This window comes from Streptomyces sp. NRRL B-1347 (assembly GCF_000720325.1).
Lineage (GTDB): Bacteria > Actinomycetota > Actinomycetes > Streptomycetales > Streptomycetaceae > Streptomyces.
In genome coordinates this window covers 41,384-64,855 of sequence record NZ_JOJM01000029.1, presented here as the reverse complement: position 1 = coordinate 64,855, position 23,472 = coordinate 41,384, and the positions used below count along the sequence as shown (strand labels likewise).

The following is a 23,472-nucleotide window of genomic DNA, read 5'->3' as shown; positions in this document are numbered from 1 at the left end:
CTACGGGTCGAGGTCGTCGGCGGCGCGCTCGTCGAAGACCCGCATGGCCTTGGCGGTCGCCGGGCCGGGGGCGCCGGGCAGGTCACGGCCGTCGACGCGGTGGACGGCCTGCACATCGCGCAGGGTGGAGGTGAGGAAGACCTCCTCGGCCCGGCCCAGGACGTCGAACGGCAGGTCCGTCTCGCGCGCGCCGGTCCACTCGACGGCCAGCGCGCGCGTGATGCCCGCGAGACAGCCGGAGGCCACCGGCGGGGTGTGGATCTCGCCGTCGAGGACGACGAAGACGTTCGACCCGGTGCCCTCGCACAGCTGCCCCACGGTGTTCGCGAACAGTGCCTCGGTCGCGCCCTGTGCGGTGGCGCGGGACAGGGCGAGCACGTTCTCCGCGTACGAGGTGGTCTTCAGGCCGGTCAGGGCGCCGCGCTCGTTGCGGGTCCAGGGGACCGTGATCACTGCGGTGGAGTCGGGCCTGCGCGTGGTCTCGCCGAGGGCGACGACGAGGGTCGGGCCGTGGTCGCCGCGGTCGGAGCCGAGCGGGGAGAGGCCGCCGGTGTAGGTGATGCGCAGGCGGCCGAGGGCCATGGGGTTGGCCTCCAGGACGGCGGCGCAGGCCCTGCGGACCTCGTCCAGGTCCGGCTCGGGCAGGCCGAGGCCGCGCGCCGAGCGGGCGAGCCGGTCGAGGTGGCGGGTGAGCGCGAAGGGCCGTCCGGCGACCGCCTTCACCGTCTCGAAGATGCCGTCGCCGACGGTCAGGCCGTGGTCGAGGACGGAGACGCGCGCGGTTTCGAGGTCGTGCAGGCCGCCGTTGAGCCATATCTTCACGAAGGGGTCCCTCCCGTTGGTTCGTACGTTCCCGACGCTACCGCCAGCAGCCGCTCGGCCTTCAGCTCGGTCTCGCGCCACTCCCCCTCGGGGTCGGAGCCCCAGGTGATCCCGGCGCCCGTGCCGAACCGCAGGGCGCCGTCGGCGCGGTCGATCCAGAACGTGCGGATGCCGACGGCCAGCTCGCCCGTGCCCCGGTCGGCGTCGACCCAGCCGACGCCGCCGCAGTAGGGGCCGCGGGGCGCCGTCTCCAGGGCGTCGATGATCCGCAGGGCGCTGGACTTCGGGGCGCCGGTGACGGAGCCGGGCGGGAACGCGGCGCCGAGGAGCTCCGGCCAGCCCGCTCCGGGGCGCAGCTCGCCGCGGACGGTGGAGACGAGGTGGACCAGGCCCGGGTGCTTCTCTACGACGCACAGCTCGGGCACGGTCACGGTGCCGGTGCCGCAGACCCGGCCGAGGTCGTTGCGGACGAGGTCCACGATCATCACGTTCTCGGCGTAGTCCTTGTCCAGGAGGTCCGCCTCGGTCCGGCCGGTGCCCTTGATCGGCCCCGACTCGACGGCGCCGCCCGTGCGGCGCAGGAAGAGCTCGGGCGAGGCGGTGGCGACCTCCACGCCGTGCCCGGGCAGACGAATCGTTCCGGCATAGGGAGCGGGGTTCCCCCGCGCGAGGAGGGCGGTCAGGGCGTCGATGTCGGCGTCGTCCGGGACGGGCGCGGACAGGACCCGGCAGAGGTTCGCCTGGTAGACGTCCCCGGCCGCGATGTGCGCGCGGATCCGGCGGACGCCGTCCGTGTACGCGGCGCGGTCGAGGGAGGACGTCCAGTCACCGGCCGCCGGGCCGTGCCAGGCCCCGGGCACGGGGGCGGGCACCGGCTCCTCGCGCACGCGTCCGAAGCGGGCGCACACCAGGCGGCCCTCGAAGTCCGCGCAGACGGCCCAGAAGCCGCTGCCGTCCAGGGCGGAAGGGTCGCTGGTCACGTCGCGCAGATCGGTCGCGACAAGGCCGCCGAAGCGGGCCAGAGGAGGCAGGTCGTGCACGGCTGCGAGTCTATGACCGGCGCCCCTGCGGCGCCCCGGGCCCGGGTGACCAGGGCGGCAGCGCAGCACGCTGCGCAAACGCGTTTTTGTACTGGCCCGGGAATCCGCTAGAGTTCAACACGTCGCCGGGACGCGGAAGCGGACCGGGAAAGACAAGCGGACGTAGCTCAGTTGGTAGAGCGCAACCTTGCCAAGGTTGAGGTCGCCAGTTCGAACCTGGTCGTCCGCTCGCAGGAAAGTGGGGGATCTTCCCGAACCCCTACACTCCTGGTGGAGTGGCCGAGAGGCGAGGCAACGGCCTGCAAAGCCGTCTACACGGGTTCAAATCCCGTCTCCACCTCCAAGGACGATTAGCTCAGCGGGAGAGCGCTTCCCTGACACGGAAGAGGTCACTGGTTCAATCCCAGTATCGTCCACTGGAATCTCTGATCATGAGGCCCTCGGGTCTTGGATCACCAGAGGTTTCCCCGCGCGATTAGCTCAGCGGGAGAGCGCTTCCCTGACACGGAAGAGGTCACTGGTTCAATCCCAGTATCGCGCACGCAGCACCTACCACCTGCGGGTATACACTCGCTGATGGTCCCGCGCGATTAGCTCAGCGGGAGAGCGCTTCCCTGACACGGAAGAGGTCACTGGTTCAATCCCAGTATCGCGCACCAGCTCCACGAAGCCCCCGGCCGTTCCTCGGCCGGGGGCTTCGTCGTGCGGGCGCCCGGCGGCGCTCCCGCCGGGCGCGGCCGGGTCGGCCCGCGCCGGGCGGGAACGGGGTCAGGACGAGAACAGCATGTGGCCGAAGCTCTTGTGCCGCTTGTGACCGTGATGCCCGTGGTGCTCGTGGTGCGGGGCGCCCCAGGCGGGGGCGGGCGCGGCCGGGTAGCCCTGGGGCGCGGCGGGCGGCACGGGCGGGGCCTGGTGTCCGCTCCACTGGCCCTCCAGGCGCGTCAGGGCCTCCAGCTCGCCGTAGTCGAGGAATATCCCGCGGCAGCCGCTGCACTGCTCGATCTGGACGCCGTTGCGGTTGTACGTGTGCATCGCTGCGTGGCACTTGGGACAGTGCATGGGCGGCTCAACTCCTCGCCGGTCGTGACAGTTTCGCCGGATGTCTGCCCGGCTTCGGTGCGTTGCACCCTACTTCGGGCCGATCGGAGCCGGATCGGGAGGGATGCCGGTCATCCGGCGGCAGGCGTCGACGACGTCCCGCTCCACTTCGTCCAGGGCACGGCCGCCGGCCACCGCCTTGGTGATCGCGAGCGCGGCCGTCTGCACGGTCAGCGCACGGGCCGGGACGTCGAGCGCGGGCCACGGGTCGCCCCCGTCGGCGGGGACGGCCGGGCCGCCCGCCGCCCGGTAGGCGTCCAGGAACCTGGTCCACTCCGTCGCGCCGAGCAGGCCGCAGGCGTACCAGGCGGCCGGGCGGGCCAGGTCCCAGGCGGGGTCGCCGAGGCCCAGGTCGTCGATGTCGATCAGCAGCCAGCGGCCGTCGGGGGCGCGGACGAGCTGGCCCAGGTGCAGGTCGCCGTGGCACAGGTACGGCCTGCCCGGCGGCGGGGCCTCGGCCCGGGCCCAGGGGGGCAGGGCCGCCCAGGCGCCCTCGACGGCGGGGGCGTCGGGGTGCGGAGCCGTCGCCGTCGCCGCGTGCAGGCGGGCGACGGCCCGGGCCGCCTTCTCCGGGCCCCGCATGCGCGGCAGGGCGGACGGGAGGCGTGCGGGCGGGGTGCGGTGCAGCCGGGCCAGGAGGGCGGCGACCGCCTCCCAGGGGGCGGCGTCCGGGTCGTCCCGGTCCACGGGGGTGCCGTACGGCCAGAGCGTGACCAGGCGGCCGTGCAGCGGGGCCGGGTGCGGGCTCAGCGGGGCCAGGAGGACGCCCGCGAGGCCGGGGTGGGCCGCGGTGGCAAGGCGGGCGGCCAGCGGGCGCTCGGGGGTGCCGGGGGCGTGGGCCTTGGCCACGACGTCCCCGTGGCGGACGACCGCGGCGTCGGGGCGGTCGGCCAGGACGGCGGCGGGCGGGGCGCACGGGCAGGCATGCCGGGCGGGGGCGTGGGCCCGGAGCTCGGCGTGGCCGGCCAGGGCGGGGAGGAGGGTCACGGCGGTCCTGGGAGGGTGCGGGTCTGCCGCGAGCGTACGGGGTGGGGCCTGGTCAGGGAGGCCCGGTCCCGTCGGCGGGGAGACTCGGACCGCTGCGCGGGGAGAGCCCCCGCGTGGTGAGAAAAGAACAGCCCGCGCAGCTCCCCAGCTGCGCGGGCTGTGTGCCGTCCGCCGCACCCCCGTCCCCACGGGGTTTCATGGCCGGATGTCCCCGCCCGGACCGCTCTTCCGGGCCTGGGGCGCCGCTCAGCGCCCCAGCATCTCGCCCACGGACGACGCTTGTGTGAGCACTGCCTCCCAGCCGCCGAAGGCGACGATCAGCAGCGCTGCCAGGGGGAGGACCATGAGCGTCGCCACCAGTGGGTGGCGGGTTCCGGAAGGCCGGACGCCCAGGGTGGAGAGCTTGCGTCCCTGCGTACGGACCATCGTCCGCGGCGCGGTGTCCGCCATGGCCACTCTCCCTTCCTGACTTTGTTCTTCATGGAGGTTCGTTGGCAGCGGCGGGTGTCTGACCTCGGGGGACGAGTGCTGCACCCGCCGCTTGACCTCAAATCTAGGGGCGTGAGGCGTGCCGCACGTCATGCCCTCGTACCGATTGCCGGGCCTCCCGGAGGATGAGCGCTCGTCACACAACTACTCCCGTGGGTGGAGACGAAGACCTAGGTCCCTCCTAGGTCTCAGGGTCTTCCCCGAGGGGGCGTCCGGTTCGCTCCGAGCTGTCCTCCCTCGGGACGGGCTGCTCGACCAGGGCCAGGACGCGGGTCGCCATGAACCGCGCGGTGCGCACGACGGAGCCACTGCGGGTGACTTCGCTCACTTCCACCACTCCCCTGCGGACGGCGGTCTCCACGCGGCGGCCCGCTCGGCTCGCCACCACTTCGTACGTACGCGTCGTGTCCCCGGCGTCCACGACTATCTCCACGCGATCACCCTTCACGGGATCAATCCCCCTTCGACGGTGGGTGGTTGGGGGTGCGGGTGGCGGCGATGAGCCCTGGGCGCGCGCCACCTGACCACTTTTCAAGTTTCGCACCGGGCACTGACAATCGATCGGCCCGTGAGGGCGCGGCCTCTGCACGGCCCGGGCCGCGGAAACGTAAGCTGTGGCTCGTCAGACGGACCGGGCAGCGGGGATGAACATGGCGATGATGCGCCTGAGGCGCGAGGACCCGCGTGTCGTCGGCTCGTTCAGGCTGCACAGGCGGCTGGGCGCCGGCGGGATGGGTGTCGTCTATCTGGGCTCCGACCGTCGCGGGCAGCGTGTGGCGCTGAAGGTGATCCGGCCCGATCTGGCCGAGGACCAGGAGTTCCGCTCGCGCTTCGCCCGGGAGGTCTCGGCCGCCCGGCGCATCCGCGGCGGGTGCACCGCCCGGCTCGTCGCCGCCGATCTGGAGGCCGACCGGCCCTGGTTCGCCACGCAGTACGTGCCCGGTCCCTCCCTGCACGACAAGGTCGCCGCCGAAGGGCCGCTGGCCGCCGCCGAGGTCGCCGTCGTCGGCGCCGCGCTTTCCGAGGGGCTCGTCGCCGTGCACGAGGCCGGTGTGGTGCACCGGGACCTCAAGCCGTCGAACATCCTGCTGTCCCCGAAGGGGCCGCGGATCATCGACTTCGGGATCGCCTGGGCCACCGGCGCCTCGACCCTGACGCACGTCGGCACGGCCGTCGGCTCGCCCGGCTTCCTCGCCCCCGAGCAGGTGCGCGGCGCCGCCGTTACGCCCGCAACGGACGTCTTCGCGCTCGGGGCGACCCTGGCGTACGCGGCGATGGCGGACTCGCCCTTCGGGCACGGCAGTTCCGAGGTCATGCTCTACCGGGTCGTCCACGAGGAGGCCCAGCTGCGCGGCGTGCCCGACGCGCTCGCGCCGCTGCTCCGGGCCTGTCTCGCGAAGGACCCGGAGGAACGTCCCAGCACGCTCCAACTGTCGCTGCGGCTCAAGGAGATCGCAGCCCGCGAGGCGCAGGGGCTCAGCGACGTGCGGCCGCCCGCGCCGCGCCAGGAGCAGCACGAGCGCCCGACGGGCCGCCTGGCCGAGGAGTACGCGGAACAGCGCACCCAGCGCCGCGCGGCGCCGGGCACTCCCCCGCCGCGCACCGGCCCGCCCAGGACCAACGGCTCCCGCGACGGCGGTCCGCGTACGGGCGGCGGCTCCAAGACCGGCGGCGCGCGCACCGGTGGCTCGCGGCCGTCCGCGCCGCGCGGCACCCGGGGCTCCAGCGGCAGGCCCGGACCGCGCAGCGGCACCGGGCGGCAGGGGCCGCGCACCACCGGCACCCGGCTGCGGCCCGCCAACCCCCGGCTGCTGCGGCAGCGGCTCTTCGTGTTCGTGGTCGTGACGCTGCTCGTGGCCCTGGGGATCGCGGCCGCGCAGGGGTGTCAGGGGCCCGCGCGCGGGCTCGGCGACGTCCGCCAGGAACAGGGCGTCAGTGACGTGCGCCAGGGGCCCGGCAGCGGGTCGTGACCGCCCCGGGCCCTGGGGTCCGCCGGCGGTTCAGGAGGCGGGGCGGCCCGTCGCCACGGCGTAGAAGGCCACCGCTGCCGCCGCGCCCACGTTCAGCGAGTCGACGCCGTGCGCCATCGGGATGCGCACCCATTCGTCGGCGGCGACCAGGGCCTGCCGGGACAGTCCTTCGCCCTCCGCGCCGAGCATGAGGGCGACGCGCTCCATCCGGTGGGGGGCGGCCTCGTCGAGGGTCCTGGCCTTCTCGTCGGGGGTCAGGGCGAGCAGGTTGTAGCCCGCTTCGCGCACCCCTTCCAGGCCCTTGGGCCAGGAGTCGAGACGGGCGTACGGCACGGAGAAGACCGCGCCCATGGAAACCTTCACGGAGCGGCGGTACAGGGGGTCGGCGCAGTCCGGGGAGAGCAGGACGGCGTCCATGCCGAGGGCGGCGGCCGACCGGAAGATCGCGCCGATGTTCGTGTGGTCGTTGACGGCCTCCATCACCACCACGCGGCGGTGGGTCCGCAGGAGTTCGTCGGCCGTGGGCAGCGGCTTGCGCTGCATGGAGGCGAGGGCGCCGCGGTGCACGTGGTAGCCGGTGACCCGCTCGGCGAGTTCGGGGCTGACGGCGTAGACCGGGGCGGGCACCTCGTCGATGACGTCGCGCATGACGTCGACCCACTTGGCGGAGAGCAGCATCGACCGCATCTCGTAGCCGGCGAGCTTGGCGCGCCGGATCACCTTCTCACCCTCGGCGATGAACAGGCCCTCGGCGGGCTCGCGCTTGCGGCGCAGCTCGACGTCGGTCAGGCCGGTGTAGTCGCGCAGGCGCGGGTCGTCCGGGTCCTCGATGGTTTCGATGCTGCTGAGATCGGCCACAGGGTGATACTGCCTTGTCCGGGGAGAGGTGCCAACGGCTGCGGGAGGGTTCCGTTACCGATGGTTACGGTTGCGGGTTCCGGGGCTCCTGATGGGGGGCCGCGGCGCCCACGGCCACCACGTCGCCCACGACGATGACCGCCGGGGGCTTCACCTCGTGGGTGCGGACGGCCTCGGCGACCGTGGCCAGGGTGGCGTCGACGCGGCGCTGAGCGGCCGTCGTGCCCTCCTGGACGAGCGCGACGGGGGTGTCGGCGGGCTTGCCGTGGGCGGTCAGGGCCTCGGCGATCTTGCCGATCTTGTCGACGCCCATGAGGATGACGAGGGTGCCGCGCAGCTTGGCGAGGGCGGGCCAGTCGACGAGGGAGCGCTCGTCGTCGGGGGCCACGTGGCCGCTGACCACGGTGAACTCATGGGCCACGCCCCGGTGCGTGACCGGGATGCCCGCGGCGCTCGGCACCGAGATCGAGCTGGAGATGCCGGGCACCACCGTGCAGGGGATGCCCGCTTCGGCCAGGGCCTGGAGCTCCTCCATGCCGCGGCCGAAGACGTAGGGGTCGCCGCCCTTGAGCCGCACGACGGACCGGCCCTGCTTCGCGTGCTCGATCAGGGCGTTGTTGATGGCCTCCTGGGCCATGAAGCGGCCGTACGGGATCTTCGCCGCGTCGATCACCTCGACGTGCGGCGGCAGTTCGGCGAGCAGGTCGCGGGGGCCGAGTCGGTCGGCGATGACCACGTCGGCCTCGGCCAGGAGCCGGCGGCCGCGGACCGTGATCAGGTCGGGGTCGCCGGGGCCGCCGCCGACCAGGGAGACGGCGCCGGTGGCGGGGCGCGCGCGGTGGTGCGGGGCCACCAGGGTGCCGTCGCGCAGGCCCTCCACCACGGCGTCGCGGATGGCGGCGGTGTGGCGGGGATCGCGCTCCTTGGCGTCCGTGGTGAGGACGGCGACGGTGACGCCCGCGCTGTGGCCGGTGGCCGGGGTCCAGGCGGTGGCCTCGTCGGCGTCGTCGGAGCGGACGCACCAGACGCGGTTCCGCTCGCCCTCGGCCGAGGCCAGCGTGTTGGCCTCGGGGTCGCTGGTGGAGATCAGGGCGTACCAGGCGCCGGTGAGGTCGCCCTCCTCGTACCTGCGCCGGTGCCAGGTGATCTCTCCGCCGGTCGCCATCGCCTCCACCGACGCGGTGGCGGACGGCGAGACGAGGTGGACGTCCGCGCCCGCCGCGATGAGGGCGGGCAGGCGGCGCTGGGCCACCTGGCCGCCGCCGAGGACCACGACGCGGCGGCCGGTGAGGCGGAGGCCTACGGGGTAGGCGGGGTGTACGGCCATGGCGGTGCGGCTCCTCGTCGGGGCGGGACAGTGGGCGCTACTGCTCTGGAGCGGCCCTGACGTGCGGATTTTAGAGGTGGCTTCAGCGTACGGCGGGGGCGGGGCGAGGGCTTGCGGCGACGGCGGGGGCCACGGCGGCACCGGGACGGCCGAGCGCCCCGGTGCCACGCCCCCCGCCGGGGGGCCGTGCTACTTCTCCGTGACGCCCGCGGAGTCGAACGTGGCGACTTCGTGCATCGCCCGTGCCGCGCTCTGCACGACCGGGAGGGCGAGCAGGGCGCCGGTGCCCTCGCCCAGGCGGAGGTCCAGGTCCACCAGGGGGCGCAGGCCGAGCTTGTTCAGGGCGGCCACGTGGCCGGGCTCGGCGCTGCGGTGGCCCGCGATGCAGGCGGCGAGGACCTCGGGGGCGATGGCGCGGGCCACCAGGGCGGCCGCACCCGCGCTGACGCCGTCCAGGATCACCGGGGTGCGCAGCGAGGCGCCGCCGAGGAGCAGGCCGACCATCGCGGCGTGCTCCAGGCCGCCGATGGCGGCGAGGACGCCGATGGGGTCGGCCGGGTCCGGCTGGTGCAGCTCCAGGGCGCGGCGGACGACCTCGACCTTGCGGGCGTGCATCTCGTCGTTGATGCCGGTGCCGCGGCCGGTGACCTCAAGGGGGTCGGTGTCCGTGTAGACGGAGATCAGGGCCGCGGACGCGGTGGTGTTGGCGATGCCCATCTCGCCGGTCAGGAGGCCCTTGTTGCCCGCCGCGACCAGGTCGCGGGCCGTCTCGATGCCGACCTCGATGGCGGCCTTGACCTCGTCGCGGGTCAGGGCGGGGCCCGTGGTCATGTCGGCCGTGCCGGGCCTGATCTTGCGGGGCAGCAGGCCGGGCGTCGCCGGGAGTTCGCTGGCCACGCCGACGTCGATGACGCAGACCTCGGCGCCGACCTGGGTGGCGAAGGCGTTGCAGACGGCGCCGCCGCCCAGGAAGTTGGCGACCATCTGGCCGGTCACCTCCTGGGGCCAGGCCGTGACGCCCTGGGCGTGCACGCCGTGGTCGCCCGCGAAGATCGCGACGGCGGCCGGCTCCGGGATCGGCGGCGGGCACATCCGGGACAGGCCGGACAGCTGCGCGGAGATGATTTCGAGCATGCCGAGCGCCCCGGCGGGCTTGGTCATGCGTTTCTGGCGCTCCCAGGCCTCGCCGAGCGCCTTGGCGTCGAGCGGGCGGATGTTGGCGACCGTCTCGGCGAGCAGGTCGTGCGGGTCCTCGCCGGGCAGCGCGCGACGGCCGTACGTCTCCTCGTGGACGACCCACGACAGCGGGCGGCGCTTCGACCAGCCCGCCTGCATCAGCTCGGGCTCGTCGGGGAACTCGTCGACGTAGCCGACGCAGAGGTAGGCCACGACCTCCAGGTGCTCCGGCAGGCCGAGGGCGCGGACCATCTCGCGCTCGTCGAAGAAGCTGACCCAGCCGACGCCGAGGCCCTCGGCGCGGGCCGCGAGCCACAGGTTCTCCACCGCGAGCGCGGAGGAGTACGGGGCCATCTGCGGCTGCGTGTGGCGGCCCAGGGTGTGGCGGCCGCCGCGGGTGGGGTCGGCGGTGACGACGATGTTCACCGGGGTGTCGAGGATGGCCTCGATCTTCAGTTCCTTGAACTGCTTGGCGCGGCCCTTGGGGAGCGACTTCGCGTACGCCTCGCGCTGGCGCTGGGCCAGTTCGTGCATGGTCCCGCGGGTCTCGGCGGAGCGGATGACGACGAAGTCCCAGGGCTGGGAGTGGCCCACGGACGGCGCCGTGTGGGCCGCCTCCAGGACGCGGAGCAGCACCTCGTGCGGGATGGGGTCGCTGCGGAAGCCGTTGCGGATGTCGCGGCGCTCGCGCATGACGCGCAGGACGGCCTCGCGCTCGGCGTCGGCGTAGCCCGGGGCGGGCGGGTCGAGCGGGGCCTCGGGCCCGACCGGCGCCGCGGAGTCGGCCGGGAGGGGCTCGGCGAGGTCGGAGGCGTCCTGGACCAGCGGGGTGCCCAGGTCCTCGGGGCCCTCCGGGGCGTCGGTGAGGTGCTCGGGCAGGCCGGTGGCTTCCTCGGGGCCCGTGGGGGCGGCGAGGTCGGGGGCCGCGGCGGGGGCCTCGTCGGCCCGGGCGGCGGGGTCGGTCGGTTCGGCCGGGTGAGGTGCGTGCATCGGCTCGTCGGGGTCGGTCGTCTCCTGGGCGGGCGGCAGCTGGCCGTCCGCCGCGGCGACGGGTGCGGGTGCCGCGGTGGCGGCGGGAGCGGCGGTGGGCCGGTCGCCGTCGCGGGGTGCGGGCACGGTGGGTACGGGCTGCTCCCCGGGCTCGGCGTGCGCGTCGGCGGCGGCCGGAACCTCGGGGGCGGCGGGGGCCTCGGAGACGGGCCGCTCCTGCGGCGCGGCCTCCTCGGCGTCCGGCAGCTCGGCCGCCGGTACGAGGACGGGGGACGCGGCGGCGTCCGGGACGGCCGGGCCCTGGGGCGCGGCGTCCGCGGCCGGGACGGCGGCGGACGGCTCCTGCGCTGCCGACTCGTCGGGCTGCTGCGGAGCGAAGTACTCCGGCGGTACGGCGAGCGGCCGCGGCGGCGTCGGCGCCAGGTGCGGGGTGGTCGGCACCGAGCCCTCGACCGGCACGAACTGGCCGAGCGGCGGGGGCACTTGCGCGTCAGGCCCGACCATGGCCTGGGGCAGCTGCGCGCCGGCCTCCGGCCACGGCTGGGCGGCGTCGGGGGCCTGCGGGGCGACGGCGGCGGCCGCGGGCCGCGCGACCGCAGGGCCCGGCACCGGTGCGTCGGCGAACGGGGCCTCGTCGTCGACGAAGGACATGGGAGGCGGCACCGGGATGCCCGGCGCGACCCGGACGGTGACGGCCTCGGAGGCGTCGGGCGCGACCTCGGCGACCGGTCCCTGCGCACCGGCCGCGGCCTCGGGGGCCCCGGCTGCCGCGACGGCCTCGGCCGGGCCGTTCGCGGCGTCCGGAGCGGGCTCGGGCTCGACGGGCTCGGGGACGGCGGAATGCGCCGGCGCGTCCGCGTCGGGGGCGTGCGGAACGGTCGCGTCCGCCACGACGGGAGCGTCCGGGGCATCGGAGGCGAGGACGGCGCTCTCGGCGCCTTCAGCCTGTGCGGGGCCCACGATGTGCGCCGACGGCATCTCCTGCGCACCCTCGGGCGCCACCTCGCCACCGGCTGCGCCCGATGCCTCGACCGGCTCCGGGGCGGCGTCCGCGGCGGACGGCTGGGGTGCGACGGGCGTGCCCTCCGGGGTGGGTGTGGCATCGGTGACGGCGGGGGTGTTCGCGCCGTTCGTGCCGTCGGAGACCTCTGCGACGGCGGAGGCGTCCGGGGTATTCGTGGTGTCTGGGATGTCCGTGGCGTCCGGGGCGGCCTGGACGTCAGAGGCATCCGAGGGGCTCGTGACGAGTGGGGCAGCCGGGACGATCGGGGCAGCCGGGGCTGCCAGGGCCGTCGGGTCTCCCGGGACCTCTGCGACGCCTGCGGCCCCCGCGGCTCCAGCGGCTCCAGCGACCCCCGCGGCTCCTGCGGCCTCTGGGACGACCGTTTCTGCAGCCGCGCCCTGGGGGTTCTGCGTCGGTACGACCGGGGCCTGCTGGGGCTGCGCGCCCCAGGGCATCGCGCCCTGCGGCGGGATCTCGCCGAGCTGCGGGCCGGGCAGGGCGCCGGTGTCCTGGCGCGGCACGTCCAGGTACTCGGGGCCGCTGGTCGGCGGGCCCGGCTGGCGTACGGGCACGGCGTGCGGCGTGCCGCCCGCGGGGCCGCGGTCCGCGAGGGAGAGCACGGGGCTGGCGGCGCCGTCGGGGACGACGGGCGCGGCCGGGCCGCGGTGCAGCGGGCGGCGGGAGGTCCCGTGGTGCGAGGCGGGGGTGTGCGCGGGGCCCGAGGGCAACGGGACGCCGGTCAGGTCGACGGACCCGCTGTCCCGGCCCGCCGTCTCGTGCGGTCCGGGCTGGTGGGCGGCCTGTTCCTGGGCGAAGGGCGCCGGGGCCGCGACGGGCTGCGCCTGCGCCTGGTCGGGACCGGCCTGGCCTGCCGGTACCTGCACGGGCACCTGGCCGACCGGTACCGGCTGAGCGGCCGGAGCGGCGTGTTCCGGTGCGAACTGCGCCGACACCGCGCCCGGCTGGGCGGGCACGCCCGGCGCGCCGCCCTGCGGCACGCCCTGGGGTCCGGCCGTCCGCACGGGCGCCACGCCCGCGGCGGGCGGTCCTGCCGGTGGCTGCTGCGCGATGCCCGGCTGCGCGGCCTGCGCCTCGCTCCACGCGCCCTGGGCACCCGGCATCAGCAGCAGGTCGTCGTCCTCGGCGGGGTGCTCGGAGGGATCGAGGAAGGTGTAGGGGCCCGGCGCGGGGACGCCCGACTGCTCCACCATGCCTGCGCTCTCCGGCTGCCCTTCGCCCGGGACCTGGCCGGTGTCGGTCATGCGTACCCCTCGCCCATCGGTTAGTCCTTCTGTGACCGCCCGTCATCCGCAACGAGCTCGCGAGCCGCGCGGCAACGCGCCGCGTACGGACCACAAGGCATTGTCGCGGTTGCTCCGCCACCGCGGCAGCGTGATCGGCCACGGTCCGCTGTGGACTGCGCCACGTCGCGCGTCCAGCGGTCCCGCCGTACCACACGCACCCCCCAAAACGGGCGAGCTTTCCGGACATTGACCAAGGAATCGCCGGGCACCCGGGTGCGGTACAACGATCGGCCAGCCTACCGCGCACCGCGCGGTAGGAGGGCCGCCAGGGTCACGCGGTGCGGTCGAGAAGCAGCCCGGAGAGCAGGAAGACGACGGTCCGCTTCCGCTCCGTCCAGGCGCGGGTGTCGAGTTCGACGGACTGCAGGAGGGCGCACTCGACGGCGTATCCGTGCTCCGACAGGTTCCGGCCGAGCAGTTCGGCGGCGTCGCGCGTCGCGGCGTGGGTGACGATGCGCTCCGGGCGCCGGTCGGCGACGGCGGACACCACCGCCGCTCCCCCGCCCCCGACGCGTACGACGTCCGGTTCCGGGAGGCTTTCGAGGATGTGCGGCGCGGTGCCGTGCACGATGTGGGCCTGCACGCCGAAGCGGCGCGCGACGGCCGTGGCGCGGGCGCAGGAGTCCGGGTCGCGGTCCACGGCGATGACGGCGGCGCCGAACCGCGCGGCCTCCGCGGCGAACGCGCCGCTGCCGCAGCCGATGTCCCAGACCAGGTCGCCCACGCGGGGGCCGAGGCGGGCGAGTTGGGCGGCGCGGATGCGGTCGGTCTCGCCCTCGCCGAGCTCGTGCTCGCCGCCGTACGCGGCGGCGGGCAGGGCCCAGCCGCGCGGGTCCGTACCGGGGTCGCGGCCCGCGATCCAGCCGCTGTCCTGGGCGGCGGCGCCGCCGATGACGATGACGACGTTGGGGTCGCGCCAGCTGTGGTCGGCGGCCTTGTCCGAGGTGACGACGGAGACCTGCTCGCGCTCGGTGCCGAGCTCCTCGCAGATGACGAAGGTGCGGTGGACGCCGTCGAGGAGCAGGCCGAGCTCGGCGGGCCCGGCGCCGGGCGAGGTGAGCACGGCGACCTTGCTGTGCGCCCGGCAGACGTTCACCGCGCGGCGCAGCGTGCGCCGGTGGGCGACCACGACCTGGGCGTCGTCCCAGGGCATGCCGGCGCGGGCGAAGGCCTGGGCGACGGCGGAGACGGCGGGGACCACCTCGACCTCAAGGCCGAACTCCGGGGCGCGCAGGGTGCGGACGACGCCGAAGAAGCCGGGGTCGCCGTCGGCGAGGACGACCGCCGTGCCGCGGTGGGCGGCGATGCGACGGGCGGCGAGGGCGACGCTGCCGAGGCGGATGCGTTCGGCCGTCGGGGGGACCTCGGGGAGTGCGAGGTGGTGGGCGGCGCCCGCCACGAGTGTCGCGGCGCTCAGCGCGGAGCGTGCCGCGGTGGTCAGCGGCGAGCCGTCCCAGCCGATCACCGTGACCCGGTCGGCCATCGTCGTCTGTCTCCTGCGCTCGCGGATCGTCGGGTGGGAGGCCGATGGGTGCGGCCCGGGGGGAGCGTACCTGCTGGCGCCGCACCCGGACGCCGGTGGACTGGCGAGACCCGGAGACGGAAGGCCGACGACGGTGCCGCAGCGGACCCAGTGACACCCGGGGACGGGCAGCCGACGACGGTGCCGCAGTGGATCCAGCCCGTCCGGCGCTTGAGGACGAGGCGGCAGGCCGATGCGCCGCCCACGCCGCCCGAAGGCGCTAGTCTTCTGAGTCAGGAATTCTGTTCAGATATGAGGCGAGGCGTTCAAGGATCTCGTCCGCGGTCTTCGTCCAGACGTAGGGCTTCGGGTCGGTGTTCCAGGCGGCGATCCAGGTCCGGATGTCCTGTTCCAGGGCCTGGACGGTCTTGTGGACGCCCCGCCGTATCTGCTTGTTGGTGAGTTCGGCGAACCATCGCTCCACCAGGTTGAGCCACGACGACCCGGTCGGTGTGAAGTGCAGGTGGAACCGGGGATGGGCCAGCAGCCAGGTCTTGATGGCCGGGGTCTTGTGGGTGGCGTAGTTGTCCAGCACCAGGTGGATCTCGAGACCGACCGGCACTTCCCGGTCGAGCTTGACGAGGAACTTCTTGAACTCCTCGGCGCGGTGGCGGCGGTGCAGGGAACCGATGACCTTGCCGGTGGCGACCTCCAGGGCGGCGAACAGGGTGGTGGTGCCTGCCCGGACGTAGTCGTGCGTGACGCGTTGCGGCACTCCGGGCATCATCGGCAGCACCGGCTGAGAGCGGTCCAGGGCCTGGATCTGCGACTTCTCGTCCACGCAGAAGACAAGGGCCCGCTCCGGCGGGTCCAGATACAGGCCGACGACATCGTGGACCTTGTCGACGAAGTACGGATCCGTCGACAGCTTGAACGTCTCCGAGCGGTGCGGCTGCAGGCCGAACGCCCGCCAGACCCGCGACACGGTCGACTGCGACAAGCCCAGTTCCTTCGCCATCGAACGTGTCGACCAGTGCGTCGCGTTCTTCGGAGCGGACTGCAGAGTCCTGGTGACCAGCGCGGCCACCTGCTCGTCGGTGACCGACCGGGGACCGCCCGAGCGAGGCATGTCGCCCAGGCCGGGGATCCGGTGCTCGACGAAACGAGCCCGCCAGCGGCCCACCGCATGCGCGGTCGAGCCGAGCCGGGCCGCCACGTCCTTGTTCGAGGCACCCTCCGCGCAGGCCAGGATGATCCGGCACCTCAGTGCCCACGCCTGCGGCGTGGAACGGCGCCGCACCCACCCCTCGAGTGCGGCCCGTTCTTCGCCCGACAACGTCAACTCAGCCTTCGGCCGCCCAGTTCGTGCCACCCAACAAGCCTACACATCTGAACGGAATTCCTGACTCAGAAGACTAGTTCCAGTCCGAGAACGCCGTCAGGTGTTCCGTGACGCCTTCGAGGTCCTCCGGCAGGAGGCTCCACACGATGAGGTCGGTGCGCAGGTCGATCCAGCCGCCGAGGGGGTCGCCGCCGTTTCTGACCCGCGCTATCCAGGCGCCGCGCAGGACGCCCTCGCTGATGCAGCCGATCTTCTGCGCGACCTGCTGCGCCGCGGTGTTGTCGGCGGCGGTGCGCAGCTCGATGCGCTCGAACTTCTGGTCGTGGAACAGCCACTGGGCGGTGGCGAGCGCGGCCTCGGACGCGTAGCCCTCGCCGCGGGCCCAGGGCGCGGTCACGTAGCTGAGTTCGCTGGAGCGCACCCGCCAGTCGGTGCGGCGCAGCTGGACGGCGCCGACCAGGCGCTGGGTGAGGAACTCGGTGACGGCGAGGGAGATGCCGCGCCCGGCGGCCCGCTCGGCGGGGGCAAGGTCGGTGATCCAGGCGCGCGCGTCCGCCTCGGTGTAGGGCTGGGGCACGGCGGTCCAGGCGGTGACGAGCTCGTCGTTCATCATCTCCGCGTACGCGGAGACGTCCGCCTCGTCGAGAGGGCGCAGCACAAGGCGCTCCGTGCTGATGGAGATGTCGGGGAACCCCGAGGAGCCTGTGGAGGCTGTAGTCATGCGCCGCTCCGTAACCTTCATGGGCCTGTCGCTCCCTGAACCTTCGTGGCCCTGGGGGACCTTCAGGCCTGCTGAAGTGTTCAGCATGCAGCATGCTGACGCGTAGTCGCACCACGGGGTCCTCTCCGCGTCGCGAAGAGGACCCCGTGTGTGTGGCCGGGACGTCGACCGGGACTGCGGTGCGTGTCAGCCCGTCGTGACGGGCAGCACCGACCCCTTGTACTCGTCCTCGATGAACTTCTTCACCTCAGGTGACTTCAGGAGCTTGGCGAGCTTCCTGACCTGGGGATCGTCCTCGTTGCCCTTCTTGACGGCGAGGACGTTGTTGTACGGGTTGTCCGTCACCGACTCAAGGAGGATGGCGTCCTTCTTGGGGCTCAGGCCCGCGTCGAGCGCGAAGTTGTTGTTGATGACGGCCGCGTCGACGTCCTTCAGGGAGCGCGGCAGCTGCGCGGGCTCCAGGGGCTTGATGGTGAGCTTCTTCGGGTTGGCCGCGATGTCCTCGGGGGTGGCGTTCGCGCCCGCGCCCTTCTTAAGCTCGATCACGCCCTTGGAGGCGAGCAGGTGGAGCGCCCGGCCTTCGTTGGTGGTGTCGTTCGGGACGGCGACGACGGCTCCGGAGCGGAGCCGGGTGACGTCGTCGAGCTTCTTGCCGCTGTCGGCGTACACGCCCATCGGCGGCAGATAGACCTCGGTCACCGGCACCAGGTCCGTCTTCTTGGAGGCGTTGAAGTCCTTCAAGTACGGGGTGTGCTGGTAGAGGTTGGCGTCGAGGGAGCCCTCCTGGAGGGCGGTGTTCGGCGCGACGTAGTCCGTGAACTCGCGGATCTGGAGGTCGAGGCCCTCCTTCTTCGCGAGGTTCTGCTGGATGTACTCCAGGACCTCACCGGCCGGGGTCGGGGTGGCCCCGACGACGAGCTTGTCGCCGTCGGAGCCGGAGCCCGAGCCGCAGGCGGTCAGGCCGAGCGCCAGGGCCAGGGCCCCGGCCGCCACGGCTGTGCCCGGCGTCCGCATGTCAGAACGCCGCGATGATGGAGCCGTCGTACTGCTTCTCGATGAACCCCTTGACCTCGGGCGAGGTGAGGAGCTTGGCGAGCTTCTTCACGCGCGGGTCGTCCTCGTTGCCCTTCTTCACGGCGAGGAAGTTGCCGTAGGGGTTGCCCTTGGCCTTCTCGGCGACGAGGGCGTCCTTGGCGGGGCTGAGGTCGGCCTCCAGGGCGTAGTTGCCGTTGATGACCGCGGCGTCGACGTCCTTGATGGTGCGCGGCAGGGCCGCGGCCTCCAGCTCCTTGAACTTCAGGTCCAGCGGGTTGGACGCGATGTCCTTGGGGGTGGCCTCGAAGCCGACGCCGTCCTTGAGCTTGATGACGCCGTTGTCCGCGAGGAGCTTCAGGGCGCGCGCCTCGTTGGTGGTGTCGTTCGGGACTGCGACCGTGGCGCCCTTCTTCAGGTCGTCGAGCTTCTTGATCTTCTTCGAGTAGACGCCCAGCGGCTCCAGGTGCACCGTGCCGTTCGGGACGGGGACGATGTCCGTCCCGTTCTTCTTGTTGAAGTCGTCCAGGTACGGCTTGTGCTGGAAGTAGTTCGCGAAGACCTCACCCTGCTGCGTCGCCGTGTTCGGCGTGACGTAGTCGGTGAACTCCTTGACCTCCAGGTCGAGGCCCGCCTTCTTGGCCAGGTTCTTCTTGACGAAGTCGAGGATCTGGCCCTGCGGGGTCGGGGTGGCGGCGACGACGAGCGGGCCGTCCTTGTCGCCTGCGGAGTCCTTGTCCGAGCCGCAGGCGGTGAGCCCCAGGGTGAGGGCTCCGGCGGTCAGGACAGCAGCGGTGATCTTGGTGGTGTTACGCACGAAAAGTGCCTTTCTCCATGGGTGGTACACGCCCGCGCCAGTGGTGCGGGGGTGGTGCTGGGCGCCCGCTGGGCGAACGCAGCGAACTCTGGGGGCTCAGGAGGCCTTGGCGGGCTCGGCCTCGGCCGTGACCGTCTTCGGGGCCTTGTCGCGGAGCAGCTTCAGACGCGGCGCGGCGCCCGAGTGGCTGCCGCGCCGGTGGAGCCTGCGGGCGGCGAAGTCACCGGCGAACTGGATGATCGAGATGACCACGGCGAGGATGCCGACGGTGATCCACATCAGCTCGGTCTCGAAGCGCTGGTAGCCGTAGCGGACCGCGAGGTCGCCGAGGCCGCCCGCGCCGACGGTGCCGGTGATCGCCGAGTAGCCGATGAGGGCGACGACGGTCGTGGTGGCGCTGGAGATCAGCGACGGCAGCGACTCGGGCACCAGGACCTTGCGGACGATCGTCCAGGTGTTGCCGCCCATCGACTGCACGGCCTCGACCAGGCCGTGGTCGACCTCGCGCACGGCCGTCTCGACCAGGCGGGCGAAGAACGGGATGGCGCTGATCGCGAGCGGCACGATCGCCGCCTCACGGCCGATGGTGGTGCCGACGATGGAGCGGGTGAAGCCCATCAGGGCGACCATGAGGATGATGAACGGCATCGAGCGGCCGATGTTCACGACCTGCCCGATCACCTTGTTCACGACGACGTTCTGCAGCAGGCCGCCGCGGTCGGTGAGCACCAGGAGCAGGCCGAGCGGCAGTCCCGCGGCGACGGCGATGAGAGCCGACCAGCCGACCATGTAGAGGGTGTCCCAACAGGCCTGCTCCAGCAGGGGCTGCATTTCGTCCCAGGTCACTTGGCACCTTCCTTCACCAGCGCGGAGTCCTGCGGCGCGGGCGTGTCGTGCCCGGCGACGTCGACCTGGAGGCCCTGCTCGCGCAGGAAGCCGATGGGCACGACGTTCTCCTCGAAGCGGCCGGGCAGCTCGATGCGCATGCGCCCGACCTGCTTGCCCGCGACGGTGTCCATGGCGGCGCCGAGGATCGAGATGTCGATGTTGTACGTGCGCGACAGCTGGGAGATGACCGGCTGCGTCGCGGCCTCGCCGTGGAAGGTGACGTCGACGACCGTGCGGTGGTCGCCGGACGCGGCGCCGCTGAGCGGGAAGAGCGCGGCGGCGAGCTGCGAGCCGGGCGTGGCCAGGAGCTCGCTGACGGTGCCGGACTCCACGATCTGCCCGCGCTCCATCAGCGCGGCCGAGTCGCAGACGGTCTTGACGACGTCCATCTCGTGCGTGATGAGCAGGACGGTCAGGCCGAGCTGCTCGTTGAGGTCGCGGAGCAGCTGGAGGATCGAGCGGGTGGTCTCCGGGTCGAGGGCGCTGGTGGCCTCGTCGGAGAGCAGCACCTTCGGGTCGCCCGCGAGGGCGCGGGCGATGCCGACGCGCTGCTTCTGGCCGCCGGAGAGCTGTGCCGGGTAGGACTTGGCCTTGTCGGCGAGGCCGACGAGGTCGAGCAGTTCGAGCGCCTTGCGGCTGCGCTCCTTGCCGGACAGGCCGAGGATTTCGAGGGGCAGCTCGATGTTGGCCTGCACGGTGCGCGAGGACAGCAGGTTGAAGTGCTGGAAGACCATGCCGATGCGGCTGCGGGCGGCCCGCAGCTCCCTGCCCGCGCGCGGGCCGCGTCCGGCGAGCGCGGTGAGGTCCTGGCCCGCCACCGTCACGGTGCCGGAGCTGGGACGCTCCAGGAGGTTCACGCAGCGGATGAGCGAGGACTTGCCGGCGCCGGACTGGCCGATGACGCCGTACACCTCGCCTTCGCGTACGTGCAGGTCGACTCCGTCGAGGGCGGTTACTTCACGACCGCGTGAGCGGTAGACCTTGGTAAGGCCGGAAGTGGTGATCACTGGGTTTCCGTCACTGTCGAGTGCGCGGCGCATGGTGTCGCCGGGGCACGGGGCATTCGTTCGGAACGCGGCACGGTTCTCGCGGTGGCGGTGGAACCGGAGGACGTGTGCGCGGGGGCGGGCTCGCTTCCTCCGCATCGCGTGAGCACGGGACGCAGGGGCGGCGGGGCACGGCGGCTTCGCTTCGGGGCGCGAGGCTCAGTGGAACAGGGGCCCTCAGAAGGCGCACATTCGACACATACAACGAGCACCGGGCGTCGTCATCGCCTCGGTCGCAAGGGTGCGGCTGCTCGTCGTGGTCATGCGGACAGTAAAACACGCGGGCGCCGCCGCACCACCACCGCTGTCCGAATAGCGGACGCCTGATGCCCGCCAGTCGGACGCTCGGCGTCGCCTCAGAGATCCGCCGCCGCGCGGGTGGCGATCTCCACCCCACCCGCTGTGGCCTGCGCCGACACCTCCGAGAGGTCCCGTACGACGACATCGGCCGACAGCTCGGCCGCGGAGTGCGTTGTGGTCAACGCCACGGTGGTCATGCCCGCGGCCCGGCCCGCCGTGAGACCCGCGGGGGCGTCCTCGAAGACCACGCAGCGCGCCGGGTCAACGCCGAGCGTCCGCGCGGCCAGCAGGAAGGGCTCCGGGTCGGGCTTGCCGCGGGTGATGTCGTCGGCGGCGATCAGCGTCTTGGGGCGGATGCCCACCTCGCCGAGGCGGGCCTCGGCCAGGCGGCGGGTGGCGGAGGTGACCACGGCCCAGCGCTCGGGCGGCAGCGACGCGAGCAGGTCGAGGGTGCCGGGCAGGGCGACGACGCCGCCCGCGACGTCGGAGACCTCCAGCTCCTCGATGCGCGCGACGGCCTCCGCCACGAGCCCGGCGGGCAGCAGGTCGGCGACGATCTCGGCGGCGGGGCGCCCGTGCAGCTCCACCCGCCCGAAGTCCTCCGCGGTGATCCCGTACTCCCCCGCCCAGCGCGTCCAGCACCGCGTCACCGACTCCATCGAGGAGACGAGGGTGCCGTCGTTGTCGAACAGGAGCGCTTCTGCCTGGATCTTCCGGGGATCAGCCTGGGTGTTCATGGAGATCGACCCTACGTGGCGTCCCCCGGTCGGCCCCGGGCCCCCGGGGCCGCGCGCATCGGGCCTTTTGGCCCGTAATAGGGTCTCGGCATGCTTGTTGCCCTGACCGTCGCGACCTCCGTGGCCGCGCTCGCGCTCGCGGCCTGGTGCGGCTTCGCCGCCTACCGGGACCAGCCGACGAAGGACTGGCACTTCATCGGCATGGGCGTGGTCACCCTCCTCGCCCTGATCCAGCTGGTCGTCGGCATCGTGCAGCTGGCCCGGGGCGAGCACCCGGAGCAGGGCACGACGATCTTCGTGGCGTATCTGATCGGCTCGTTCGCCTGCGTTCCGGCGGCGGGCTTCATGTCGCTCGCGGAGCGCACCCGCTGGGGCTCGGCGACCGTCGCCGCGGGCGGCGTGGTCCTGGCCGTGCTCGAAGTGCGCCTGTACGACATCTGGGGAGGCTGAGGTGGCCGTGACCGCATCCGGAAAGGCGCCCGAGCAGGGCGGGCCGAAGCGGCAGAAGCTGATCAGCGGCCCCGGCATCCTGCTGGTGTGGCTGTACGGCGTGATGGTGGTCGGCGCCGTGTCGCGCTCGGCGGTGCAGATCGCGACGGACTTCGACAAGGCGCCGCTCGCGTACACCCTGTCGGCGCTCGCCGGCGTGGTCTACGGCTTCATCACGTACTCACTGGTGCGCGGCGGCGAGACGGCCCGCAGGGCGGCGCTGGTGTGCTGCGCCGCCGAGCTGGTCGGCGTGCTCGGGGTCGGGGCCTGGACCCTCGCGGAGCCGTCCGCGTTCCCGGACGCGACGGTCTGGTCGGACTTCGGCATGGGGTACCTGTTCATCCCCGTGCTGCTTCCGGTGACCGCCCTGTACTGGCTGCGCAAGGCCGGGCGCCCGTAAGCGCCCCGAAGGGGCGCGGGGAACTGCGCGACCAGCCCCAACGCGCCCGCGGACGAAACAACCGCGCGAAGCGCCTAGGCGCTGGCGGCGTAAGCCTCCGCCGCCACCTCCTTGGCAAGGGTCACCACCGTCAGCCTCTCGTCCACGCGCCGCGTGCCCACCGGCGCGTACCCGTGCTTGCGGTACAGCTGGAGGTTGCTCTCGCTGCGGTGCCCGGTGAACAGCTCGAAGCGGCGGGCCGTGCCGCCCTCGCCGAGCCGTCGCTCTATCGCGTCGAGCAGCCGTCCGCCCAGGCCGTGGCGCTGCATCCGGGGGTGGACGACGAGCTTGCCGACGCGCGCCGTGCCCGCTCCGTCGACGCTGGCCCGCACGGAGGCCACCACCTCGGTGCCGAGCCGCGCGACCAGGACGGTGCCCCCGGCCAGCTCCGCCTTGAGGGACTCCAGGGTCTGGGTCAGGGGCTCGATCGAGTAGTCGCCGTACAGCTCGGCCTCGCTCTGGTAGCAGAGGTACTGCAGTTTGAGGATCTGCTCGGCGGCGTCCTGGTCGTCGGCCGCCGCCTCGGAGATGGTCACGCTCATGCCCATGTGTGCATGCCTCCCGCTCACCTGCTCCACCGGTTGTCCCTCACTCCTTTCCCCACGGGCCAGGAGTCGCAACCTCTTGCGCGAGCATTCTGCGCAGGCATCCCAGGCATCGGGAACGTTCCGGCCCCAGAGATCCTTGTGACATTCCCAACTCTCCTGCGATTTCACGGTAAGTGAGGTCCTTGGGCGACAGAAGTGCAGCCAGGAGCCGCGGACACCGTCCGGGGAGCTTGCGTACGGCCGCGTGCAGGAGGCGGTGCCGGTCGGCCCGCAGCACGCGCTGCTCGGGGCCGCCCTGGACGTCGTCGGCCGGTTCGGTGACGTACGGCCGCTCGCGGCGGGCGGCGTGGCGGCTGCGGTGGGCCTCGTCGCGGACGGCGGTGCGCAGCCAGCCGGCGGGGTCGGCGAGCGACCCCTTGGCGTCCAGGTGTTCGAGCAGGCGCAGCCACACGGCCTGCTCGAGGTCGCCGGGTTCGGCGCCGGAGCCGTGCGCCTCCGCCGAGGCCTCCGCGGCGAGCAGCGGACGCAGGGCGGTGACGAGGTCGGGCGAGAGCGAGGGCGTCATATCCGCGACGACGCGGCCGTTT

At 73.3% G+C, this 23,472-nt stretch carries 22 protein-coding genes and 5 tRNA genes; 8 read left to right on the top strand and 19 right to left on the bottom strand.

Features of this window, described 5'->3' with window-relative positions; all coding sequences use genetic code 11:
• Positions 1–822, bottom strand: coding sequence for an aminotransferase class IV (locus tag IG74_RS0123955; RefSeq protein WP_030681004.1), 822 nt, complete (start codon positions 820–822; stop codon positions 1–3).
• Positions 819–1,862 carry a chorismate-binding protein gene (locus IG74_RS0123950; RefSeq protein ID WP_030681002.1) on the bottom strand — a complete coding sequence of 348 codons (1,044 nt, stop codon included), beginning with the start codon at positions 1,860–1,862 and terminating at the stop codon, positions 819–821. The genes IG74_RS0123955 and IG74_RS0123950 overlap by 4 nt, the downstream gene beginning before the upstream one ends.
• A 156-nt stretch (positions 1,863–2,018) precedes the next feature.
• On the opposite strand from IG74_RS0123950, the gene IG74_RS0123945 reads away from it, so the two are divergent.
• The 5 genes from IG74_RS0123945 to IG74_RS0123925 all read left to right on the top strand — a co-directional run bounded on the left by IG74_RS0123945 (position 2,019) and on the right by IG74_RS0123925 (position 2,521).
• Positions 2,019–2,091 (top strand) — tRNA-Gly (locus IG74_RS0123945).
• 40 nt (positions 2,092–2,131) lie between these two features.
• Positions 2,132–2,205: transfer RNA gene (locus tag IG74_RS0123940), tRNA-Cys, on the top strand.
• A 1-nt stretch (position 2,206) separates the two neighbouring features.
• Positions 2,207–2,278: transfer RNA gene (locus IG74_RS0123935), tRNA-Val, on the top strand.
• Positions 2,279–2,331: 53 nt separating this feature from the next.
• A tRNA-Val gene (locus IG74_RS0123930) sits at positions 2,332–2,403 on the top strand.
• 43 nt (positions 2,404–2,446) lie between these two features.
• A tRNA-Val gene (locus IG74_RS0123925) sits at positions 2,447–2,521 on the top strand.
• A gap of 109 nt (positions 2,522–2,630) precedes the next feature.
• On the opposite strand, the gene IG74_RS0123920 is transcribed toward IG74_RS0123925, so the two are convergent.
• From IG74_RS0123920 to IG74_RS0123905, 4 genes are all read right to left on the bottom strand, one after another.
• The gene (locus tag IG74_RS0123920; protein WP_078868994.1) at positions 2,631–2,921 is read right to left on the bottom strand and encodes a zf-TFIIB domain-containing protein; all 291 of its coding nucleotides are present in this window, start codon (positions 2,919–2,921) and stop codon (positions 2,631–2,633) included.
• Between the two features lie 69 nt (positions 2,922–2,990).
• On the bottom strand, positions 2,991–3,947 hold the full coding sequence (locus IG74_RS0123915) for an aminoglycoside phosphotransferase family protein (RefSeq protein WP_030680997.1): 957 nt from the start codon (positions 3,945–3,947) through the stop codon (positions 2,991–2,993).
• A gap of 246 nt (positions 3,948–4,193) precedes the next feature.
• A complete protein-coding gene (locus IG74_RS0123910) occupies positions 4,194–4,397 on the bottom strand; it encodes a hypothetical protein (protein ID WP_030680995.1) in 204 nt (67 codons plus the stop codon).
• A 220-nt stretch (positions 4,398–4,617) separates the two neighbouring features.
• On the bottom strand, positions 4,618–4,884 hold the full coding sequence (locus IG74_RS0123905) for a hypothetical protein (RefSeq protein WP_030680993.1): 267 nt from the start codon (positions 4,882–4,884) through the stop codon (positions 4,618–4,620).
• A 196-nt stretch (positions 4,885–5,080) separates the two neighbouring features.
• Here IG74_RS0123905 and IG74_RS0123900 point away from each other — a divergent pair, with 196 nt between their 5' ends.
• Positions 5,081–6,406, top strand: a complete 1,326-nt coding sequence (locus tag IG74_RS0123900) for a serine/threonine-protein kinase (RefSeq protein WP_030680990.1) — start codon at positions 5,081–5,083, stop codon at positions 6,404–6,406.
• 30 nt (positions 6,407–6,436) lie between these two features.
• Here the strand turns inward: IG74_RS0123900 and IG74_RS0123895 are convergent, their stop codons facing one another.
• The 11 genes from IG74_RS0123895 to IG74_RS0123845 all read right to left on the bottom strand — a co-directional run bounded on the left by IG74_RS0123895 (position 6,437) and on the right by IG74_RS0123845 (position 21,409).
• Positions 6,437–7,264, bottom strand: a complete 828-nt coding sequence (locus tag IG74_RS0123895; protein ID WP_030680987.1) for a TrmH family RNA methyltransferase — start codon at positions 7,262–7,264, stop codon at positions 6,437–6,439.
• Positions 7,265–7,328: 64 nt separating this feature from the next.
• On the bottom strand, positions 7,329–8,591 hold the full coding sequence (cobA, locus tag IG74_RS0123890) for a uroporphyrinogen-III C-methyltransferase (protein WP_030680985.1): 1,263 nt from the start codon (positions 8,589–8,591) through the stop codon (positions 7,329–7,331).
• Between the two features lie 189 nt (positions 8,592–8,780).
• Complete coding sequence (cobT, locus tag IG74_RS0123885; protein ID WP_030680982.1) at positions 8,781–13,022, bottom strand: nicotinate-nucleotide--dimethylbenzimidazole phosphoribosyltransferase; 4,242 nt, start codon at positions 13,020–13,022, stop codon at positions 8,781–8,783.
• A 313-nt stretch (positions 13,023–13,335) separates the two neighbouring features.
• Positions 13,336–14,547 (bottom strand): precorrin-6y C5,15-methyltransferase (decarboxylating) subunit CbiE, encoded by a 1,212-nt coding sequence (gene cbiE / locus IG74_RS0123880; RefSeq protein ID WP_030680978.1) that lies wholly within the window; start codon positions 14,545–14,547, stop codon positions 13,336–13,338.
• 259 nt (positions 14,548–14,806) lie between these two features.
• On the bottom strand, positions 14,807–15,898 hold the full coding sequence (locus IG74_RS0123875) for an IS630 family transposase (protein WP_030680975.1): 1,092 nt from the start codon (positions 15,896–15,898) through the stop codon (positions 14,807–14,809).
• A 43-nt stretch (positions 15,899–15,941) separates the two neighbouring features.
• Positions 15,942–16,589, bottom strand: coding sequence for a GNAT family N-acetyltransferase (locus tag IG74_RS0123870; protein WP_030680972.1), 648 nt, complete (start codon positions 16,587–16,589; stop codon positions 15,942–15,944).
• Between the two features lie 186 nt (positions 16,590–16,775).
• The gene (locus tag IG74_RS0123865; RefSeq protein WP_030680970.1) at positions 16,776–17,603 is read right to left on the bottom strand and encodes a MetQ/NlpA family ABC transporter substrate-binding protein; all 828 of its coding nucleotides are present in this window, start codon (positions 17,601–17,603) and stop codon (positions 16,776–16,778) included.
• 1 nt (position 17,604) lies between these two features.
• Entirely contained in the window at positions 17,605–18,438 is an 834-nt protein-coding gene (locus tag IG74_RS0123860; RefSeq protein WP_030680968.1) for a MetQ/NlpA family ABC transporter substrate-binding protein, read from the bottom strand.
• A gap of 96 nt (positions 18,439–18,534) precedes the next feature.
• Positions 18,535–19,284: a methionine ABC transporter permease gene (locus IG74_RS0123855; protein WP_030680964.1), complete on the bottom strand. Its 750-nt coding sequence runs from the start codon at positions 19,282–19,284 to the stop codon at positions 18,535–18,537.
• Positions 19,281–20,333, bottom strand: coding sequence for a methionine ABC transporter ATP-binding protein (locus IG74_RS0123850; RefSeq protein ID WP_030680962.1), 1,053 nt, complete (start codon positions 20,331–20,333; stop codon positions 19,281–19,283). The genes IG74_RS0123855 and IG74_RS0123850 overlap by 4 nt, the downstream gene beginning before the upstream one ends.
• A 395-nt stretch (positions 20,334–20,728) precedes the next feature.
• The gene (locus tag IG74_RS0123845) at positions 20,729–21,409 is read right to left on the bottom strand and encodes an HAD family hydrolase (RefSeq protein WP_030680959.1); all 681 of its coding nucleotides are present in this window, start codon (positions 21,407–21,409) and stop codon (positions 20,729–20,731) included.
• 90 nt (positions 21,410–21,499) lie between these two features.
• On the opposite strand from IG74_RS0123845, the gene IG74_RS0123840 reads away from it, so the two are divergent.
• Together IG74_RS0123840 and IG74_RS0123835 are read left to right on the top strand one after the other, a co-directional pair.
• Entirely contained in the window at positions 21,500–21,859 is a 360-nt protein-coding gene (locus tag IG74_RS0123840) for a hypothetical protein (RefSeq protein WP_030680957.1), read from the top strand.
• Positions 21,860–21,866: 7 nt separating this feature from the next.
• Entirely contained in the window at positions 21,867–22,298 is a 432-nt protein-coding gene (locus IG74_RS0123835) for a hypothetical protein (RefSeq protein WP_030680955.1), read from the top strand.
• A gap of 74 nt (positions 22,299–22,372) precedes the next feature.
• Here the strand turns inward: IG74_RS0123835 and IG74_RS0123830 are convergent, their stop codons facing one another.
• Together IG74_RS0123830 and IG74_RS0123825 are read right to left on the bottom strand one after the other, a co-directional pair.
• Positions 22,373–22,885, bottom strand: a complete 513-nt coding sequence (locus IG74_RS0123830; protein ID WP_030680954.1) for a GNAT family N-acetyltransferase — start codon at positions 22,883–22,885, stop codon at positions 22,373–22,375.
• 40 nt (positions 22,886–22,925) lie between these two features.
• Positions 22,926–23,450: an RNA polymerase sigma factor gene (locus IG74_RS0123825; RefSeq protein ID WP_030680951.1), complete on the bottom strand. Its 525-nt coding sequence runs from the start codon at positions 23,448–23,450 to the stop codon at positions 22,926–22,928.
• Positions 23,451–23,472: the final 22 nt, after the last annotated feature.

Excerpts from the sequence above, each read along its gene's own strand:
- IG74_RS0123840 (WP_030680957.1), top strand. The coding sequence starts at position 21,500 with ATGCTTGTTGCCCTGACCGTCGCGACCTCCGTGGCCGCGCTCGCGCTC.
- IG74_RS0123825 (WP_030680951.1), bottom strand. The coding sequence starts at position 23,450 with ATGACGCCCTCGCTCTCGCCCGACCTCGTCACCGCCCTGCGTCCGCTG.
- IG74_RS0123900 (WP_030680990.1), top strand. The coding sequence starts at position 5,081 with ATGAACATGGCGATGATGCGCCTGAGGCGCGAGGACCCGCGTGTCGTC.
- IG74_RS0123910 (WP_030680995.1), bottom strand. The coding sequence starts at position 4,397 with ATGGCGGACACCGCGCCGCGGACGATGGTCCGTACGCAGGGACGCAAG.
- IG74_RS0123830 (WP_030680954.1), bottom strand. The coding sequence starts at position 22,885 with ATGGGCATGAGCGTGACCATCTCCGAGGCGGCGGCCGACGACCAGGAC.
- IG74_RS0123865 (WP_030680970.1), bottom strand. The coding sequence starts at position 17,603 with ATGCGGACGCCGGGCACAGCCGTGGCGGCCGGGGCCCTGGCCCTGGCG.
- IG74_RS0123920 (WP_078868994.1), bottom strand. The coding sequence starts at position 2,921 with ATGCACTGTCCCAAGTGCCACGCAGCGATGCACACGTACAACCGCAAC.
- cbiE (WP_030680978.1), bottom strand. The coding sequence starts at position 14,547 with ATGGCCGACCGGGTCACGGTGATCGGCTGGGACGGCTCGCCGCTGACC.
- IG74_RS0123870 (WP_030680972.1), bottom strand. The coding sequence starts at position 16,589 with ATGACTACAGCCTCCACAGGCTCCTCGGGGTTCCCCGACATCTCCATC.
- IG74_RS0123845 (WP_030680959.1), bottom strand. The coding sequence starts at position 21,409 with ATGAACACCCAGGCTGATCCCCGGAAGATCCAGGCAGAAGCGCTCCTG.
- cobA (WP_030680985.1), bottom strand. The coding sequence starts at position 8,591 with ATGGCCGTACACCCCGCCTACCCCGTAGGCCTCCGCCTCACCGGCCGC.
- cobT (WP_030680982.1), bottom strand. The coding sequence starts at position 13,022 with ATGACCGACACCGGCCAGGTCCCGGGCGAAGGGCAGCCGGAGAGCGCA.